18 protein-coding genes are annotated in these 17,047 nt (G+C 72.4%); 1 reads left to right on the forward strand and 17 read right to left on the reverse strand.

The annotated features are described in order from the left end of the window. Nucleotides 1-223: 223 nt before the first annotated feature. The 8 genes from dapB to E4P38_RS22235 all read right to left on the reverse strand — a co-directional run bounded on the left by dapB (nucleotide 224) and on the right by E4P38_RS22235 (nucleotide 8,289). On the reverse strand, nucleotides 224-1,030 hold the full coding sequence (dapB, locus tag E4P38_RS22200; RefSeq protein WP_209309252.1) for a 4-hydroxy-tetrahydrodipicolinate reductase: 807 nt from the start codon (nucleotides 1,028-1,030) through the stop codon (nucleotides 224-226). Nucleotides 1,031-1,081: 51 nt separating this feature from the next. Then, nucleotides 1,082-1,435 carry a VanZ family protein gene (locus tag E4P38_RS22205; RefSeq protein ID WP_135134169.1) on the reverse strand — a complete coding sequence of 118 codons (354 nt, stop codon included), beginning with the start codon at nucleotides 1,433-1,435 and terminating at the stop codon, nucleotides 1,082-1,084. Nucleotides 1,436-1,442: 7 nt separating this feature from the next. Further along, entirely contained in the window at nucleotides 1,443-2,801 is a 1,359-nt protein-coding gene (locus E4P38_RS22210; protein ID WP_135134170.1) for a pitrilysin family protein, read from the reverse strand. Further along, nucleotides 2,798-5,065, reverse strand: a complete 2,268-nt coding sequence (locus E4P38_RS22215; protein ID WP_245161229.1) for a polyribonucleotide nucleotidyltransferase — start codon at nucleotides 5,063-5,065, stop codon at nucleotides 2,798-2,800. Before E4P38_RS22215 ends, E4P38_RS22210 begins: the two co-directional genes overlap by 4 nt. A gap of 287 nt (nucleotides 5,066-5,352) precedes the next feature. Then, the gene (rpsO, locus tag E4P38_RS22220; RefSeq protein WP_135134171.1) at nucleotides 5,353-5,622 is read right to left on the reverse strand and encodes a 30S ribosomal protein S15; all 270 of its coding nucleotides are present in this window, start codon (nucleotides 5,620-5,622) and stop codon (nucleotides 5,353-5,355) included. Between the two features lie 116 nt (nucleotides 5,623-5,738). Then, complete coding sequence (locus E4P38_RS22225; RefSeq protein ID WP_135134172.1) at nucleotides 5,739-6,710, reverse strand: bifunctional riboflavin kinase/FAD synthetase; 972 nt, start codon at nucleotides 6,708-6,710, stop codon at nucleotides 5,739-5,741. A 30-nt stretch (nucleotides 6,711-6,740) separates the two neighbouring features. Next, entirely contained in the window at nucleotides 6,741-7,880 is a 1,140-nt protein-coding gene (locus E4P38_RS22230) for a branched-chain amino acid aminotransferase (RefSeq protein ID WP_135134173.1), read from the reverse strand. Nucleotides 7,881-7,965: 85 nt separating this feature from the next. After that, nucleotides 7,966-8,289, reverse strand: coding sequence for an antibiotic biosynthesis monooxygenase (locus E4P38_RS22235; RefSeq protein ID WP_135134174.1), 324 nt, complete (start codon nucleotides 8,287-8,289; stop codon nucleotides 7,966-7,968). 59 nt (nucleotides 8,290-8,348) lie between these two features. Between E4P38_RS22235 and larB the strand changes: the two genes are divergently transcribed. Continuing rightward, nucleotides 8,349-9,023 (forward strand): nickel pincer cofactor biosynthesis protein LarB, encoded by a 675-nt coding sequence (gene larB / locus E4P38_RS22240; RefSeq protein ID WP_135134175.1) that lies wholly within the window; start codon nucleotides 8,349-8,351, stop codon nucleotides 9,021-9,023. Here the strand turns inward: larB and larE are convergent. The 9 genes from larE to E4P38_RS23660 all read right to left on the reverse strand — a co-directional run bounded on the left by larE (nucleotide 9,014) and on the right by E4P38_RS23660 (nucleotide 17,004). Continuing rightward, nucleotides 9,014-10,138: an ATP-dependent sacrificial sulfur transferase LarE gene (gene larE / locus E4P38_RS22245; RefSeq protein ID WP_245161230.1), complete on the reverse strand. Its 1,125-nt coding sequence runs from the start codon at nucleotides 10,136-10,138 to the stop codon at nucleotides 9,014-9,016. The two genes, larB and larE, sit on opposite strands and share 10 nt — an antisense overlap. Nucleotides 10,139-10,544: 406 nt before the next feature. After that, complete coding sequence (truB, locus tag E4P38_RS22250) at nucleotides 10,545-11,459, reverse strand: tRNA pseudouridine(55) synthase TruB (protein WP_135134176.1); 915 nt, start codon at nucleotides 11,457-11,459, stop codon at nucleotides 10,545-10,547. After that, a complete protein-coding gene (locus tag E4P38_RS22255; RefSeq protein ID WP_135134177.1) occupies nucleotides 11,456-12,739 on the reverse strand; it encodes an MATE family efflux transporter in 1,284 nt (427 codons plus the stop codon). Before E4P38_RS22255 ends, truB begins: the two co-directional genes overlap by 4 nt. A gap of 37 nt (nucleotides 12,740-12,776) precedes the next feature. Next, nucleotides 12,777-13,796, reverse strand: a complete 1,020-nt coding sequence (locus E4P38_RS22260) for a bifunctional oligoribonuclease/PAP phosphatase NrnA (RefSeq protein ID WP_245161231.1) — start codon at nucleotides 13,794-13,796, stop codon at nucleotides 12,777-12,779. Nucleotides 13,797-13,801: 5 nt separating this feature from the next. Beyond that, complete coding sequence (locus tag E4P38_RS22265; protein WP_135134179.1) at nucleotides 13,802-14,044, reverse strand: hypothetical protein; 243 nt, start codon at nucleotides 14,042-14,044, stop codon at nucleotides 13,802-13,804. A 73-nt stretch (nucleotides 14,045-14,117) separates the two neighbouring features. Further along, nucleotides 14,118-14,636, reverse strand: coding sequence for a 30S ribosome-binding factor RbfA (gene rbfA / locus E4P38_RS22270; RefSeq protein ID WP_135134180.1), 519 nt, complete (start codon nucleotides 14,634-14,636; stop codon nucleotides 14,118-14,120). Between the two features lie 64 nt (nucleotides 14,637-14,700). After that, a complete protein-coding gene (locus E4P38_RS22275; RefSeq protein ID WP_245161232.1) occupies nucleotides 14,701-15,000 on the reverse strand; it encodes a DUF503 domain-containing protein in 300 nt (99 codons plus the stop codon). Nucleotides 15,001-15,019: 19 nt separating this feature from the next. After that, nucleotides 15,020-16,855, reverse strand: coding sequence for a translation initiation factor IF-2 (infB, locus tag E4P38_RS22280; protein ID WP_245161233.1), 1,836 nt, complete (start codon nucleotides 16,853-16,855; stop codon nucleotides 15,020-15,022). Then, nucleotides 16,774-17,004 (reverse strand): hypothetical protein, encoded by a 231-nt coding sequence (locus E4P38_RS23660; protein WP_245161234.1) that lies wholly within the window; start codon nucleotides 17,002-17,004, stop codon nucleotides 16,774-16,776. Before E4P38_RS23660 ends, infB begins: the two co-directional genes overlap by 82 nt. Nucleotides 17,005-17,047: the final 43 nt, after the last annotated feature.

Genomic DNA, 17,047 nt, shown 5'->3' on the forward strand with positions numbered 1-17,047 from the left:
ACGCGCAACAATTCGACCCTTCCGGGCGTCCTCGCTGGCTGGATGTCCAACACTACGCCGGTTTCCAGCACCCCCGCAGGAGCAACCGGTCCGGCGACCCTTCCGGGCCGCGCGGCGCATGGAGAACCATACACGAACCCGAGGGGGTCGTGCAGGGGGGTCTCAGGCCCCATCCGGAGGCTCGCCCTGAGCCTGCGAAGGGTGAGAGGGATGGGGTCCTTTCTCAGAGGCCGAGGAAGGTCTCGATCCCCACGGTCAGGCCCGGGCGCCGGCTGATCTCCCGGACGGCCAGGAGCACGCCGGGCATGAAGGACGCCCGGTCGAAGGAGTCATGCCGCAGGGTCAGGGTCTCCCCCGCTGCGCCCATGAGCACCTCCTCGTGGGCCACGAGCCCGGTGAGCCGGACCGCGTGCACCGGCACCCCCTCGACGTCGGCACCACGGGCGCCGGGCAGCGAGTCGGTCGTGGCGTCCGGCGATGGGGGCAGGCCGGCGGCGCGGCGGGCGGCGGCGACGAGGCGGGCGGTGCGCATCGCCGTGCCCGAGGGTGCGTCGACCTTGTTGGGGTGGTGCAGCTCCACGATCTCCACCGACGGGAAGAACCGCGCCGCCTCCTGTGCGAACTTCATCAGCAGGACCGCACCGATGCCGAAGTTCGGGGCGATGATCACGCCGACGTCCGGCTTGGGCTCGAGCCACTCGGCGACGGTCGCCAGCTTGGCCTCGTCGAAGCCCGTCGTCCCCACGACGCAGTGGATGTTGTTGTCGATGCAGAACCTGATGTTGTCCATGACGACGTCGGGACGGGTGAAGTCGACGACGACCTGCGCCCCGGCGTTCGCGATGTCGAACAGCCAGTCACCGTCGTCGACCATCGCGACGAGCTCGAGGTCGTCGGCGTCATTGACGGCCTTCACCACCTCGGTGCCCATGCGGCCGCGGGCGCCCAGTACCCCGACGTTGATCAGGGCGGCCTCGCCGTCAGGCGATCCGACGGGCTGCTGGTCCGGGAGGGAGGTGCTGGTGGTCACGCAGGTCAGGCTTCCCGTCATCCGTCCCGGACGCAAGACAAGCCGAGTGGGTCAGTGCGCTGCGCGGCGGGCGGTCAGCTGCCACACCAGGATTCCGATGAGCACGCCCACGACGTCGGCGATCCAGTCGCCGACGGTGGCGTCGCGGCCGATCATGCCCTGCAGGACCTCGCTGACCGCGGCGTAGAGCACCAGGACCGGGACCAGCACCACCCGCCCGATGCCCGACCACCGGCCGGTCAGGGCCAGCGCGGCGAACAGCGCGCCGTGGACGAGCTTGTCCACCCCGGCCGGAGCGAACGGGACGTCGTCCGCCGGGGCGAAGAGCACGGCCAGCGACACGAGGACGGCGACGGCGAACGCGCCGCGGGAGAGCGGGCCGTGGACCTGGAGAGCGTCGCGCACGGGGAGATCAGAGCCGGTCGAGGTCGGACTCGCGGTAGGGACCGACGACGGCCAGGCAGGTGTCCTGACCGAACAGCTCGGCGGCGACCGCCCGCACCTGCCCCTCGTCGACCGCATCCAGCCGCGCGAGGACCTCCCGCACCGGCAGGTACTCCCCGTAGGACAGCTCGCTCTTGCCCAGCCGGCTCATCCGCGACCCGGTGTCCTCCAGGCCGAGGACCAGGCCGCCCTTGAGCTGCCCGCGCCCACGCGCGACCTCCTCGGCCGTGATGCCCTCGGCCGCCACCCGGTCCAGCTCGCCGCGGATCAGGCGCAGCACCTCGGGCACCCGCTTCTTCGAGCAGCCGGCGTACACCGAGAACGCCCCGGCGCCGGCGTAGTGGGACAGCGCCGAGCCGACGCTGTAGACCAGGCCGCGCTTCTCCCGGATCTCCTGGAACAGCCGGGAGCTCATCCCGCCACCCACGGCGGCGTCCAGGACGGCGGCGACGTAGCGGCGCTCGTCCAGCCGGCCCATGGCGGGCGTGCCCAGCAGGAGATGGGTCTGCTCGGTGCGCCGGTGGATCAGTCCCGCCGGCCGGGCCGGGCGGGCGAGCGATCCCTCACCCAACCGCAGGGGCGCCGGCCGAGCGTCGCCCCCGAGCCGGTCGGCGAACGCGGCGGTGACGAGCTCGAGCACCTGCTGGTGGTCGACCCGACCGGCCGCGGTGACGACGATCGAGGGCATGACGTACCTGCTGCGGTACCAGCCGTCGACGTCGTCGCGGGTCAGCCCTTCGATCGACTCCACGGTGCCGAGCACCGACCGGCCGAGCGGGGTGTCGCCGAAGAGGGTCTCGGAGAAGAGGTCGTGCACGGCGTCCGAGGGCTCGTCGTCGCGCATGGCGATCTCCTCGAGCACCACCGTGCGCTCGGACTCGAGGTCGGCCGCGGTGTTGCACGCCTCGGTCACCAGGTCCGACAGCAGCGTCACGGCGAGCGGGAGGTCGCTGCTGAGGACGTTGGCGTAGAAGCAGGTGTGCTCCTTGGCGGTGAAGGCGTTCATCTCACCGCCGACGGCGTCCATCGCCGTGGCGATCTCCAGCGCGTTGCGGGTCGTCGTCCCCTTGAACAGCAGGTGCTCGAGGAAGTGCGACGACCCGGCCACGGCAGGGCTCTCGTCGCGGGAGCCGACGCCCACCCAGATGCCCAGGGTCGCCGAGAGGACGCCGGGCATCGTCTCGGTCAGGACCCGCAGGCCACCCGGTAGCTCAGTGCGCTCCACCCGGCCGCCGACCTCGTCGAGGTCGAGCAGCGCGGTCTGCCCGACAGGAGCCGGGGCGGGTGCGACAGCACCCGCCCCGGCTCCCGTGATGTCAGCCGTCACTCACCCGCAGGCGCGCCGGCGGTTGCCTCGGCCGGGGCCGGGGCACTGGCGGCGTCACCCTCGGCGACCGGCACCAGGCTGATCTTGCCGCGGGCGTCGATGTCGGTGATCTCCACCTGCATCTTGTCGCCGACGTTGGCCACGTCCTCGACCTTGCCGATGCGCTTGCCGCCACCGAGCTTGCTGATGTGCACGAGGCCGTCACGGCCGGGCAGCAGCGAGACGAAGGCGCCGAACGGCGTGGTCTTGACGACCGTGCCGAGGAAGCGCTCGCCGACCTTGGGCAGGGTCGGGTTGGCGATGGCGTTGATCCGGTCGACCGCGGCCTGGGCCGAGGGGCCGTCGGAGGCGCCGACGTAGATCGTGCCGTCGTCCTCGATGGTGATGTCGGCGCCGGTCTCGTCCTGGATCGCGTTGATCATCTGGCCCTTGGGGCCGATGACCGCGCCGATCTTGTCGACCGGGATGCGCACCGTGGTCACCCGCGGGGCGTAGGGGCTCATCTCGTCGGGGCCGTCGATGGCCTCGCCCATGACGTCGAGGATGTGCAGCCGGGCCGCGCGGGCCTGGGTCAGCGCACCGGCGAGGACGTCGGAGGGGATGCCGTCGAGCTTCGTGTCCAGCTGGAGGGCCGTGACGAAGTCCTTGGTGCCGGCGACCTTGAAGTCCATGTCACCGAACGCGTCCTCGGCGCCGAGGATGTCGGTCAGCGCGACGTACTCGGTCTTCCCGTCGACCTCGTCGGAGACGAGGCCCATGGCGATGCCGGCGACGGGGGCCTTCAGGGGTACACCGGCGTTGAGCAGGGCCAGCGTCGAGGCGCAGACCGAACCCATGGACGTCGAGCCGTTGGAACCCAGCGCCTCCGACACCTGACGGATCGCGTAGGGGAACTCCTCGCGGCTCGGCAGGACCGGGACGAGCGCCCGCTCGGCGAGCGCGCCGTGGCCGATCTCGCGGCGCTTGGGCGAACCCACGCGGCCGGTCTCGCCGGTGGAGTACGGCGGGAAGTTGTAGTTGTGCATGTAGCGCTTGCGGGTCACCGGGGAGAGCGTGTCCAGCTGCTGCTCCATGCGGAGCATGTTCAGCGTGGTGACACCGAGGATCTGCGTCTCACCGCGCTCGAACAGCGCCGAGCCGTGCACGCGCGGGATGACCTCGACCTCGGCCGACAGCGGCCGGATGTCGGTGAGGCCACGACCGTCGATGCGGACCTTGTCGCGCAGGATCCGCTGACGGACGACCTTCTTGGTCAGCGCGCGGAAGGCTCCGGAGATCTCCTTCTCGCGGCCCTCGAACTGGCCGGCCAGCGCGGCCTTGACCTCGTCCTTGAGCGCGTCGGTGGCGTCCTCGCGCTCGTGCTTGGCCGCGATCTGCTGCGCCTGCGACAGCTTGTCGCCGACCTGCGCCTCGACGGCGGCGTAGACGTCGTCCTGGTAGTCCAGGAAGCGGGGGAAGTCGGCAACCGGCTTGGCGGCCTTCTCGGCCATCGCGGACTGTGCGTCGCACAGCGCCTTGATGAACGGCTTCGCGGCCTCGAGACCCTGCGACACGACCTCCTCGGTCGGGGCGGTGGCGCCGCCGGCGATCAGCTCGATCGTCTTCTCGGTGGCCTCGGCCTCGACCATCATGATCGCGACGTCGCCGTCCGGGAGGACGCGGCCGGCCACGACCATGTCGAAGACGGCGTCCTCGAGCTCGGTCTGGGTCGGGAAGCCGACCCACTGGCCGTTGATGAGGGCGACGCGGGTGGCGCCGACCGGGCCGGAGAACGGCAGGCCCGACAGCTGGGTGGACGCCGAGGCGGCGTTGATCGCGAGCACGTCGTAGAGGTGCTGGGGGTCCAGCGACATGACGGTGATGACGACCTGGACCTCGTTGCGCAGGCCCTTGGCGAAGGTCGGGCGCAGCGGGCGGTCGATCAGGCGGCAGGTGAGGATCGCGTCCTCCGACGGGCGGCCCTCGCGGCGGAAGAAGGAGCCGGGGATGCGCCCGGCGGCGTACATCCGCTCCTCGACGTCGACGGTCAGCGGGAAGAAGTCGAACTGCTCCTTGGGCTGACGGCCGGCCGTGGTGGCCGACAGCAGCATCGTGTCGCCGTGGGTGACGACGACGGAGCCGGCCGCCTGACGTGCGAGGCGGCCGGTCTCGAAGGTGATGCTGCGGCTGCCGAAGCTGCCGTTGTCGATGACCGCGGTGGCGGTCGTGACGCCGTCCTCCGGGTCGAACTCGGCGGCGATCGGGCTGGTGGTGGGTGCGGACATGTGTCCTTCTCTCTTCTCGTCGCAGCGGCGTCGTGCCGACCTGCGACTCCTCTTGCGGCCAGTCCCTCACGGGTACTGCCGTCTTCGTCCGGGTCGACCGGTGCTCGATCGAAGCCCTCGGGACCTGGGTTCCCCGCGAGGGGTGAACCGAACGTGCCCGGGGGCCACTACCGAGGACCGGCCCTTGCGGGACGCATCCGGCGGCTGGCCGTTCTCCTCGTACGGCGGGTGCCGCACGAGGAAGGGGACCGGCCCCGGGGTGTCCCGGGAGCGGCCCCCTCGACGTACTAGCGGCGCAGGCCGAGTCGCTCGATGAGCGTGCGGTACCGAGTGATGTCGGTCTTTGCCAGGTAGTTCAGCAGGCGGCGACGACGTCCGACCAGCAGGAGCAGGCCCCGCCGGCTGTGGTGGTCGTGCTTGTGCATCTTGAGGTGCTCGGTGAGGTCACTGATCCGTCGGGTCAGCATCGCGACCTGCACCTCGGGCGAGCCGGTGTCGTTCTCGACCGTCGCGTACTCGGTCATGATCTGCTTCTTGAGCGCGCTCTCGAGCGCCATGGTTGCCTCCGGGGCGGGTCACGTGTGGCCCCCGGTTTGAATCACGGGGGCAGCCTGCACACACGTCGGTCTCCCGACGTCGTCATCAAGGTTACACACCGTGCCGTCGCGGCCGGTCAGACGGTCGGGGGCATCCCCAGCACCTGGCGGGTGTCGACGACGTCCTTGGCCATGGCGACGAGCAGGGCGTCGACGTCGGGGAACGCCGCCATGGGACGGAGCCGCTCGACGAACTCGATGCCGACGTGCTCGCCGTAGAGGTCGCCGTCGTAGTCGAGGACGAACGCCTCGACCGTGCGGCGGCTGCCCTGGAACGTGGGGTTGCTACCCACCGAGATCGCCGCGGGGAACCGCTCGCGGCTCGCCCCGCTGCGGGGGTCGCGGGTCACCAGGTGCCCGGCGTACACGCCGTCGGCCGGGATCGCGGTGAACGGCGGGCTCTCCACGTTCGCCGTCGGGTAGCCCATGTCGCGACCGCGGCGGTCACCCCGGACGACGATGCCGTCCACCCGGTGCGGCCGGCCCAGGGCCCGTGCGGCCGAGACCATGTCGCCGGCGGCCACGCAGGCCCGGATGTAGGTCGAGGAGATCGTCACCTCCCCCTCGTCGGAGGCGTCCTCGGCGAGCGGGATCCCCTCGACGGCGAAGCCGAAGCGCCGCCCCTCGGCCCGCAGGGTCGCCACGGTGCCGGCCGCCTTGTGCCCGTAGGTGAAGTTCTCCCCCACCACCACCTCGGCTGCGTGCAGGTGCTCGACCAGGACCGTGTGCGTGAACGATTCCGGCGACAGCCGCATGAACTCCGTGGTGAACGGCAGCACGCACATCGCGTCCACCCCCAGCTCGGCGACGAGCTCGGCCTTGCGGTCCATCGAGGTGAGGATCGCCGGGTGCGACCCGGGTCGCACGACCTCCGACGGGTGTGGGTCGAAGGTGAGCAGCAGGCTCGGACGGCGCATCGCCCGTGCCCGGGCGACGGCGGCCCCGATCAGCTTCTGGTGCCCGCGGTGGACGCCGTCGTACATCCCGATGGTGACCACCGTCCGCCCGAGGTCGCCGGGGGTGGCCTCCAGTCCGCGCCAGCGCAGCACTGCGAGTCGAGTTCCTTCAGGCCCGGTCGCTCAGGCGACCCGGTGCAGCCAGCCGCGGGTGTCGGCCACCCGCCCGTGCTGGATGTCGAGGAGGGTCTCGCGCAGCCGCATGGTGAGCGGTCCGGGCGAGCCGTCGCCGACCACGAAGTCGCCGGTACGCGCCTTGACCTCGCCGACCGGGGTGATCACGGCAGCCGTGCCGCAGGCGAAGGTCTCGGTGACCGTGCCGTCCGCCACGCCCGCCCGCCACTCGTCCACCGAGAAGCGGCGCTCGGTGACGGGATGACCCATCGACCGGGCGACCTCGATCAGCGAGTCGCGGGTGATGCCGGGCAGCAGCGTGCCGGTCAGCTCGGGAGTGACCAGCTCGGCGTCGTCGCCCGAGCCGAGGACGAAGAACAGGTTCATCCCGCCCATCTCCTCGACGTAGCGCTTCTCGAATGCGTCCAGCCAGACCACCTGGTCGCAGCCGGCCGCGATGGCCTGCTCCTGCGCCAGCAGGCTGGCGGCGTAGTTGCCTGCGCACTTGATGTCGCCCGTGCCGCCGGGTGCCGCCCGGATGTAGTCCTCGGAGAGGTAGACCGAGACCGGCTGCACGCCCCGCGGGAAGTACGGCCCGGCCGGGCTGGCGATGATCAGGAACAGGTACTCGTGGGCCGGCCGGACGCCGAGGAACGGCTCGCTGGCCATCTGGTACGGACGGATGTACAGGGTCTGGTCGGCGCCGGTCGGCACCCAGTCGCGGTCGGCGTCGACAAGCGCGTCGACCGCCGAGACGAACGCCTCCTCCGGCACCGGCGGCATGGCCAGCCGCTTGGCGCTCCGGGCGAAGCGGGCGGCGTTGGCCTCCGGGCGGAAGGTCGCGACACTGCCGTCCGGCTGGGCGTAGGCCTTGAGGCCCTCGAAGATCGACTGGGCGTAGTGCAGGACCGCGGTCGACGGGTCGATCTGCAGCGGCCCGTAGGCGGTCAGCCGGGCGTCGTACCAGCCCTCACCCGCCCGGTAGCGGGCGATGAACATCCGGTCGGTGAAGTACCGGCCGAAGCCCGGGTTGGCCAGCATGGCGGCGCGCTCGGTCGCGGGGCGGCCCGTCACGTCCTCCACCACGAGCGGCACGCCCTCGGTGAACATCCGAGAAGAGGTACGGCTGTCGGCGAGCGTGTCGGTCATGGCTCCCACCTGCGAGTGCGACGGATCGGCGCCGGGTTCCGGGTGCCGATGGCGCCACAGTAGCCGCCGTTCGTAGGACGTCCTCCTAACCGGTGTGCGGGCCGGCGGACTCCAGGACCTCGTAGGACCAGAGGTGGTGGGAGTCGGCGGCCGCGGGCGCCAGGGTGTCGCCGCCCCCGTCGTGCGCCCGGTCGAAGTCCTGACCGGACTGCCAGTCCTGGTAGGCCTCCTCGCTGCTCCACCGGGTGTAGACGAGGTACTGGTCGGTGCCCTCGAGCGGGCGGAGCAGCTCGAACCACTCGAAGCCGGGGGTCTTCTCGACGGCGCCGGCCCGCCCACGGAAGCGCTCCTCGAAGCGTGCCTGCTTGTCCGGCGGGACCGTGACGGCATTGATCTTCACGACACTCATGCCGCTCCCCTTCCCGGGAGCGGCGAAGATCAACCGCCCGATGGGGCACGCTGGTGGCCGTGAGCGCGCACCGCACCGCCGACCTGGGCTTCGCCCGCCTCGACCTCGACCGCGTCCAGCGCACCGGAACACCCGAGGTGGTGTACGCCGCCGGGAAGACGCCGGAGCAGACCGTCGCATGCCTCGCCGCGCTCCGGGACGGTGGCTCCGCGCTCGCCTGGGCGACCCGGGTGGACGACGCGACAGCCGCCGCGGTGCTCGAGCGCTGGCCCGACGCCCTCGTGGATCCCGAAGCACGCTGCGTCTTCGTCGGGGAGCTCCCGCAGCCCGTGGGCCAGGTGCTCGTGCTCACCGCCGGGACCTCCGACGGCGCCGTCGCCGCCGAGGTCGCCGCGACGCTGGCCGCCGGCGGTGTCGGCTGCCGCCGGGTGGACGACGTCGGCGTCGCCGGCGTGCACCGGGTGCTGTCCGTTGCGCCCGACTTCGCCGCCGCGGACGTCGTCGTCGTCGTGGCGGGGATGGACGGCGCACTGCCGAGCGTGGTCGCCGGCCTGACCGACCGGCTGGTCGTGGCGGTGCCGACCTCGGTCGGCTACGGCGCTGCGTTCGAGGGGCTCGCCGCCCTGCTGACCATGCTCACCGCCTGCGCCCCCGGCGTCCTGGTGGTCAACATCGACAACGGGTTCGGCGCGGGGGTGGCCGCGGCGCGGATCGCGAGATCGGCTCAGCGGTAGCGGACGGGGTCCGGCAGCAGCTCGTTCATCGAGCCGGACCGGAAACCCCGCGGATCGACCTCGACCCGCCGGAAGCCCGCGACCGCGGCGATCAGCTCCGGGCGGGCGTCCAGGTCGGCGACGAGCCCGGCATCCACCTCGACGCGCGCGACGTCCGCACCCAGGTCGCGCACCCGCAGGTCCCGCACGACCAGCCCCGCACCGACGAGGGCCGCGCGCAACCCCGCCTCCGCGGACTCGACCCGCGCCAGCCCCGCGGCCGACACCGGGACGCCGTAGGCGATGCGGCTGGCCAGGCAGGCGGCGGCCGGCTTGTCGGCGAGCGGAAGACCCCACCGGCGGGCCGCGGCACGGACGTCGTCCTTCGTCATGCCGGCGCGGGCCAGGGGTGCCCATGCGCCGCGCTCGGCCGCGGCGCGGATGCCGGGGCGGAAGCCGGCCCGCAGGTCGTCGGCGTTGGTGCCGGTGACGACGTCGGCGATGCCGAGCCGCGCCGCCAGCGGGGTCAGCACGTCGACCAGCTCGGACTTGCAGAAGGCGCAGCGGTCGCCGGCGTTCGCGCGGTACCCCTCCCGGGACAGCTCGTCGGTGCGCGGCAGCTCGTGGCGGACCCCGAGGGAGGCGACGAAGCCGGCGGCGAGGCCGCGCTCGGATGCCGGCAGGCTCGGCGAGACGGCGGTCGCGGCCACCACGCGGTCGGCGCCGAGCGTCCGGACGGCCGCGGCGAGCACCACGCCGGAGTCCACACCGCCGGAGAACGCGACGAGCACCCCCGGGAGCGGCGCGAACTGTGCCGCGAGAGCGTCGAGCCGCTGGTCGAGCAACAGATCGGGTGAGATGGCGCCGGGCACGCGCCGAGGCTGCCACAGGAGGAGACGGATGACCGCACTGGCGTTCGCCGCTGCCGTGGCGGCCATGCTCGCCAACAGCCTGGCCTCGCTGCTGGAGTCCTCGGGCAGCCGCCGGGCGACGCCGGGGCGCGCGACGTGGCGGCAGCCGAGGTACCTCGCCGGGCTGGCGTGCGACGGCCTGAGATGGGCGCTCTCCGTGGCGGCGCTGCGCGTGCTGCCGGGGTTCGCCGTCCAGTCGGTGCTGGCCGGAACGGTGCCGGTCACCGCGATGAGCGCCGCCGGAGGGAGCCCCCGACGGATCGACTGCCGGACACACCGGTCCTGCTCACCGCGGCACTCCTCGTCGTCCTGGCGGCGGTGGCCGTGCGGTCGAGGTCCCCGCTGCTGGGCGCCGCGCTGGCGGGGGTCGCCTTCGGCGGGGTCTCGCTGTCGGTGCGGGCGGTGCACATCGCGTCGTCCCTGTGGACGTCGGTGCGGGACCTGCTGACCGAACCACTTGCCTACGCCGTCCTCGTCTTCGGTGCGACGGGGACCGTGGTGCTGGCCGGCGCCATGGGCCGGGGCGCGGTCGCGACCGTGGTGGCCGTCCTGTCGGTGACCGAGGTCGTGGTTCCCGGACTGGTCGGGCTGGCGCTCCTCGGCGACCGCGTGCGACCCGGAGGGACGGACCTCAGGACTGCGGGAATCCGACGGCGACCTTCGCGGTGGCCCCGGCGTCCTCGATCAACGCGGCCAGCCGGCCGTCGGGGTCGACGGCGGCGTGCGGACCGGGCGCCCCGGTCGCGGCGATGCGCTGCCCGTAGAACAGCGCGCGGGTCTCCTCCTCGGTGAGCACCCGCGCGGGGAAGACGGTGGTGGCGGCCTCGGGAAGTGCCAGGAAGCCCGCTCCCCCGCCGGCGACCAGGGCCGCACCGGCGTCCTCGACCGGCGCCGCCTGCTCGACGGTGAACGGCCCGGAGGCGGTGCGCCGCAGGGCGGTGAGGTGCCCGCCCACCCCGAGCGCGACGCCGGCGTCGCGGGCGATCGCACGGATGTAGGTGCCCGCGGTGCAGGTGACGGTCACCTCGACGTCGACCAGCTCGGGCGTCGGCCGTTCGATCCGGTGCACCTCGAGGCGGTGGACGGTGACCGACCGCGGCGCGAGCTCGACGACCTCGCCGGCCCGTACGCGGTCGTAGGAGCGCCGGCCGTCGACCTTGACCGCGCTCACGGAGGAGGGCACCTGCTGCAGCGGTCCGGTCTGCGCGGCGAGCGCCGTCCGGACGGCGTCGTCGTCCAGAGCCGCCGTCGACGCGGTCGTGAGCACCTCGCCCTCGCGGTCGTCGGTGACCGTGGCCTGGCCGAGCCGGATCGTGGCCTCGTAGGTCTTGTCGTGCCCGCCGACGTACCCGAGCAGCCGGGTGGCGGCGCCGACCCCGAGGATCAGCAGCCCGGTCGCCATCGGGTCGAGCGTCCCGGCGTGCCCGACCTTGCGCACCGACAGCACGCGGCGGGCCCGGGCGACGACGTCGTGCGACGTCATGCCCCCCGGCTTGTCGACGAGCAACAGGCCGGGCGGGACGTCGGCATCGGGTCGGCGGCTCACGTGCCCACCGTTCCAGGCGCGGTGAGCCAGCGATCACCGGCCACCCGCGCGAGGACGGCGACCAGCCGCAGCCCGATGAACAGGCACAGCCCCGTCCAGATTCCCGCCAGGCCCCACGACAGCGGGCCGGACAGCAGCGACAGCGGCAGGAAGCCGACCACTGCCGACCCGATCGTGACGGTGCGCAGGTATCCGACGTCCCCCGCACCCATCAGCACGCCGTCCAGGGCGAAGACGACGCCGGCCAGTGGCTGCATGGCGGCCAGGAACCACCACACGACCTCGGCCTGACCGAGGACGGCGGGATCGCCGGTGAACAACGGGAGCAGGAGGTCGCGCAACGCGAGCAGGAGGGCCGGCACGACCAGTCCGGTGCCGAGGCCCCACAGGGCGACGCGGCGGGCGGTGGCCCGGGCCTCCTCGGGCCGGTTGCCGCCGAGCGCGTGCCCGACCAGCGTCTGCGCCGCGATGGCGTAGGCGTCGAGCACCAGCGCGAGGAAGAAGAAGAGCTGCAGCGCGATCTGGTGGGCGCCGAGCTGGGCGGTGCCCTCGCGGGCGGCCACCCCGGCGGCCACCAGGAACGACAGCTGGAGCACCGCCGCGCGCAGCAGCAGGTCGCGGCCGATGACGAGCTGGGTGCGGACGGCGGCCGCGCGCGGACGCCAGGGGACGTCCTCGCGGAGGAGCGCCCGCAGGAACAGCGCTGCCGTGAGCGCCTGCCCGGTCACGTTGGCGACGGCCGAGCCGACGAGTCCCATCCCGGCCGCGTGCACCAGCAGCGGGCAGAGCACGAGGCTCACGAGGCTGCCGGCCACGACGTACCGCACCGGCCGCCGCAGGTCCTGCACGCCGCGCAGCCAGCCGTTCCCGGCCAGCGACACCAGCAGCAGCGGGGCGCCCAGACCGGCGACGCGCAGCCAGTCCTCACCAGCTTCGGCGACCGAACCCGGACCGCCGGCCAGCGTCCGGGTGAGCGGGCCGGCGAGGAGCTGGAAGAACAGGAGGACGACGAGGCCGAGCCCGAGCGCCAGCCAGGTGGCCTGCACGCCCTCCGCGACCGCCCCCGCGCGGTCGCCGGCACCCGCGCGACGGGCGGCACGGGCGGTCGTGCCGTAGGCCAGGAAGTTCAGCAGGGCGGCCGACCAGGCGAGGAGTCCGCCGCCGACGGCGAGGCCACCCAGGGGAACGGCGCCGAGGTGGCCGACGACCGCCGTGTCGACGAGCAGGTACAGCGGCTCGGCCGCGAGGACGACCAACGCCGGGAGTGCGAGGGACAGCACCGAGCGCGCGGCTCGGGGAGCTGTCGGGGAGGAACGATCAGGCAGCGGGGAACTCCGCCGACAACTCTGCGCGCAGATTCTCGATCGTCTTCTCGCGGTCGACGTAGGAGCTGTAGCCGGCGGCCAGGGTGTGCCCACCGCCGCCGAGAGCCATGGCCACCCGCGCGAGGTCCGTGCGGCCCCGCGAGCGCAGCGAGACCGACCACGACCCGTCGTCCTGACCCTTGAGGACGCAGGCGACGTCGGCCTCCTGGGTCGACCGCACGACGTCGACCAGCGCCTCGAGCTGCTCGCCGGGGAGGCCGTACTCGGCGGCCTCGGCGGTGCTCGACCAGGTCCAGACCAGTCTCAGCCCGACGTCGGTCTCCAGGACCGCGCGCCCGGTGATGGCCGACAGGAGCCCCAGCCAGCCGAAGGGCGCGGTGTCGAACAGCTGCCGGCTGATCTCCGAGTGGTCGATCCCGGTGGACAGCAGCCGGGCGGCGAGCTCGTGGGTCTCGGGCCGGGTGTTGCCGAAGCGGAACGAGCCGGTGTCCGCGGACAGGCCGGCGTAGAGGCAGGTCGCCAGGTCCCGGTCGAGGCCGACACCCAGCTCGTCGAGGAGGCCGGCCACCAGGGTCACGGTGGCAGGGGCGCCGCCGTCGATCAGCCGGACGTCCCCGAAACCGGGATTGCTGACGTGGTGGTCGACGACGATCGAGACACCCGCGTTGTCGAGCAGCGGCGCGAGTTCGCCCAGGCGGCCGGGTGACGCGGCGTCCAGGCTGACGAACACGTCCGGCGAGGAGGGCACCGCGGAGGACGACACGAGTCCCTCCGCGCCGGGCAGCCACCCCAGGGAGGCAGGCAGCGTGAACGGATCGGGAAAGGTGGTCAGGACCCGCGCGCCCCGGCGTCGGAGACCCTCGGCCAGGGCAAGGGTGCTGCCCAGTGCGTCGGCATCGGGCTGCACGTGTCCCGAGAGGACGACCGTCGCCCGGGCGTCCGCGGCCTCGGCGAGGACCGACGCGGCGGTCCGGGCCGGCTTCGCGGCGGCACGGGGTGAAGAGAGAGCCACGGTGATCAGGCGCCCGGGCCTGGGTCGGCCACCGGAGGAGCGTCGCGCTCCTCCGTCACGCTGCCGCCGCCGACGGGGTAGGTGGTGCCGTCGTCGGGCTCGTCGGCGCGGATGCTGGCCGCGTCGCCGACCTCGCCGTGCTTGCCGCCGTCGGTCGGGTCACCGCCCCCGGGGACGTCGCGGCCGCCGAGAACCGACTCCCCCTGGCCCTCGCCGGGCTCGTACGGGTCCGGATCGACTTCGCTCACGACGGCTCCTCGCTGGGGCTCGTCGCCGACGCTCGCGACGCTGCTGTGCTCATCGGTTCGCTCGCAAGCTCGCTCACGGTGCACTCCTGCTCTGGACGGGCACGTCGTCGACACTGTCATCGGCAGTCGCCGGGGAAACCGTGTCGTCGGCGTCCGTTTCGTCGTCCTCGTCCTCGGCGGGCTTGCGGTAGGGGTCGGGTTCGCCGGCGTACTGCGCACCCTCACGGGCCCGGGCGAGCTCGGCGTCGGCGTGCCGCGCACGCTCGAGTGCCTCCTCGAGCTCGCGGGCGGTGTCCGGGACGATGTCGGCGATGAAGGTCAGCGTCGGCACGAACTTGATGCCGGTCTGCTTGCCGACCGTGGCGCGAAGGATGCCGGTGGCACTGGTCAGTGCCTTCGCCGAGTCGGCGATCTGCGTCTCGTCGCCGTAGACGGTGTAGAACACCGTGGCTTCGCGGAGATCGCTGGTCACCTTGGTGTCGGTCACGGTGACCATGCCCAGTCGGGGGTCCTTGATCTGCATCTCGATCGCGGCGGAGACGATCTGACGGATGCGCACCGCCAGCTTGCGTGCGCGGGCCGGATCGGCCATCGGACCTCCTGGGTCAGGGCGTCGGACGACGCCGGGTGGACGGGGGGCGGAAACGTGTCCGCGATCAGTCGCTGTCGGAGAACAACTGCCGATGTGTCGACAGAAGCGTCACCTCCGGCCGCTCGGCCAGCAACCGCTCGCAGGCATCGAGGACGTCGGTGACCTGTCCCGGATCGCCTGCGACGGTGGCGACGCCGACCTGCGCGCGCCGGTGCAGGTCCTGGTCACCGACCTCGGCGGCGGATACGGCGTAGCGGCGCCGCAGCTCGGCCACGATCGGCCGGACGACGGCGCGCTTGCCCTTGAGCGAGTGGACGTCGCCCAGCAGCAGGTCGGCGGTGAGCGTGCCAGTGAACACGCTCACCGCCTCCCCGATGTGCCTGCTAGGTGCGCGGGATCTCGCGCATCTCGAAGGTCTCGATCACGTCGTCGACCTTGATGTCGTTGAACGACCCCAGGCCGATACCGCACTCGTAGCCCTCGCGGACCTCGGTCGCGTCGTCCTTGAACCGGCGGAGGGACTCCACCGTCAGGTTGTCGGCGACCACGGCACCGTCACGCATGAGCCGCGCCTTCGAGTTGCGGACGATCGTGCCGCTGCGGACCAGCGAACCGGCGACGTTGCCGATCTTCGGCACCCGGAAGACCTCGCGGACCTCCGCCGTACCGAGCTGGACCTCCTCGTAGATGGGCTTGAGCATGCCCTTGAGCGCGGCCTCGATCTCGTCGATCGCCTGGTAGATGACCGTGTAGTACCGGACGTCCACCCCCTCGCGGTTGGCGAGCTCGGTGGCCTGACCCTCGGCCCGGACGTTGAAGCCCAGGACGATGACGTCGTCGGCAAGCGCCAGGTCGATGTCGCTCTTGGTGATCCCACCGACGCCGCGGTGGATGACCCGCAGCGAGATGTCGTCGTCGACCTCGATCTTCATCAGGGCCTCTTCGAGCGCCTCGACGGTGCCCGAGTTGTCGCCCTTGATGATCAGGTTGAGCTGACGGGTCTCCTTGAGCGCCGCGTCGAGGTCCTCCAGGCTGATCCGCTTCCGCATGGACGCGTTCTGCGCATTGCGGATGCGGGCCTGGCGACGGTCGGCGATCTGCCGGGCCACGCGGTCCTCGTCGACGACGAGGAACGTGTCGCCGGCACGCGGGACCGAGGTGAGTCCCACGACCTGGACCGGACGGGACGGCAGGGCTTCCTTCAGCTTGTTGCCGTGCTCGTCGAGCAGCGACCGGACGCGGCCGTACGCGTCGCCGGCCACGATCGAGTCGCCCTGGCGCAGCGTGCCGCGCTGGACGAGCACCGTGGCGACGGGGCCGCGGCCCTTGTCCAGCTTGCCCTCGATGACGACACCCTGCGGGTCCTGCTCGGTGTTCGCGCGCAGGTCCAGGGAGGCGTCGGCGGTCAGCAGGATCGCCGTGAGGAGCTCGTCGAGGCCCTGACGGGTGGTCGCGGAGACGTCGACGAACATCGTGTCGCCGCCGTACTCCTCGGCCACCAGCCCGTACTCGGTGAGCTGCTGACGGATCTTGGCGGGGTTGGCCCCCTCCTTGTCGATCTTGTTGACCGCGACCACGATCGGCACGTCGGCGGCCTGGGCGTGGTTGAGCGCCTCGACCGTCTGCGGCATGACGCCGTCGTCGGCGGCGACCACGAGCACGACGATGTCGGTGACCTTCGCGCCACGGGCACGCATCGCGGTGAACGACTCGTGACCCGGGGTGTCGATGAAGGTGATCGGACGCTCGTTGTGCTCCAGCTCGGTGACGATCTGGTAGGCGCCGATGTGCTGCGTGATGCCACCGGCCTCCTTCGACACCACGTTGGCGTGCCGGATCGCGTCGAGGAGCTTGGTCTTTCCGTGGTCGACGTGACCCATGACGGTCACCACTGGCGGACGGGACGACCAGTCCCCCTCGTCGCCTTCCTCGTCACCGAAGGTGAGGTCGAAGGTCTCGAGGAGCTCGCGGTCCTCGTCCTCGGGGCTGACGACCTGGATGACCCAGCCGATCTCGGCACCGAGCAGCTGCAACGTCTCGTCGTTGACCGACTGCGTCGCGGTGATCATCTCGCCCAGGTGGAACAGGGCGGTGACCAGCGCGGCCGGCTCGGCGTTGATCCGCTCGGCCAGGTCGGTCAGCGAGGCGCCACGGGGCAGCCGGACGGTCTGCCCGTTGCCGCGGGGCAGGCTGACGCCGCCCATGCTGGGCGCAGCCATGGAGTCGAACTCCTGACGACGCTGCTTCTTGCTCTTGCGGCCACGGACCGGGCCACGACCGCCTGGGCGCCGTCCGCACGGGCGACGTGGCCGAGCTGGACCGGCTTGGCGTCGGCGAGCCGGACGACGGGGGCGGAGTGGAAGCGCATCCCGACCGGGAATCCCTCCGCCAGGTGCTGGAACCCGGTGCCG

Source organism: Blastococcus sp. CT_GayMR16 (assembly GCF_004570875.1).
Classification (GTDB): Bacteria; Actinomycetota; Actinomycetes; order Mycobacteriales; family Geodermatophilaceae; genus Blastococcus_B.

Bases quoted from the DNA above. Each gene is read 5' to 3' on its own strand.
- infB (WP_245161233.1), bottom strand. From the start codon at position 16,855: ATGGCTGCGCCCAGCATGGGCGGCGTCAGCCTGCCCCGCGGCAACGGG.
- rbfA (WP_135134180.1), bottom strand. From the start codon at position 14,636: ATGGCCGATCCGGCCCGCGCACGCAAGCTGGCGGTGCGCATCCGTCAG.
- E4P38_RS22230 (WP_135134173.1), bottom strand. From the start codon at position 7,880: ATGACCGACACGCTCGCCGACAGCCGTACCTCTTCTCGGATGTTCACC.
- E4P38_RS22235 (WP_135134174.1), bottom strand. From the start codon at position 8,289: ATGAGTGTCGTGAAGATCAATGCCGTCACGGTCCCGCCGGACAAGCAG.
- rpsO (WP_135134171.1), bottom strand. From the start codon at position 5,622: ATGGCGCTCGAGAGCGCGCTCAAGAAGCAGATCATGACCGAGTACGCG.
- E4P38_RS23660 (WP_245161234.1), bottom strand. From the start codon at position 17,004: ATGCGCTTCCACTCCGCCCCCGTCGTCCGGCTCGCCGACGCCAAGCCG.
- E4P38_RS22215 (WP_245161229.1), bottom strand. From the start codon at position 5,065: ATGTCCGCACCCACCACCAGCCCGATCGCCGCCGAGTTCGACCCGGAG.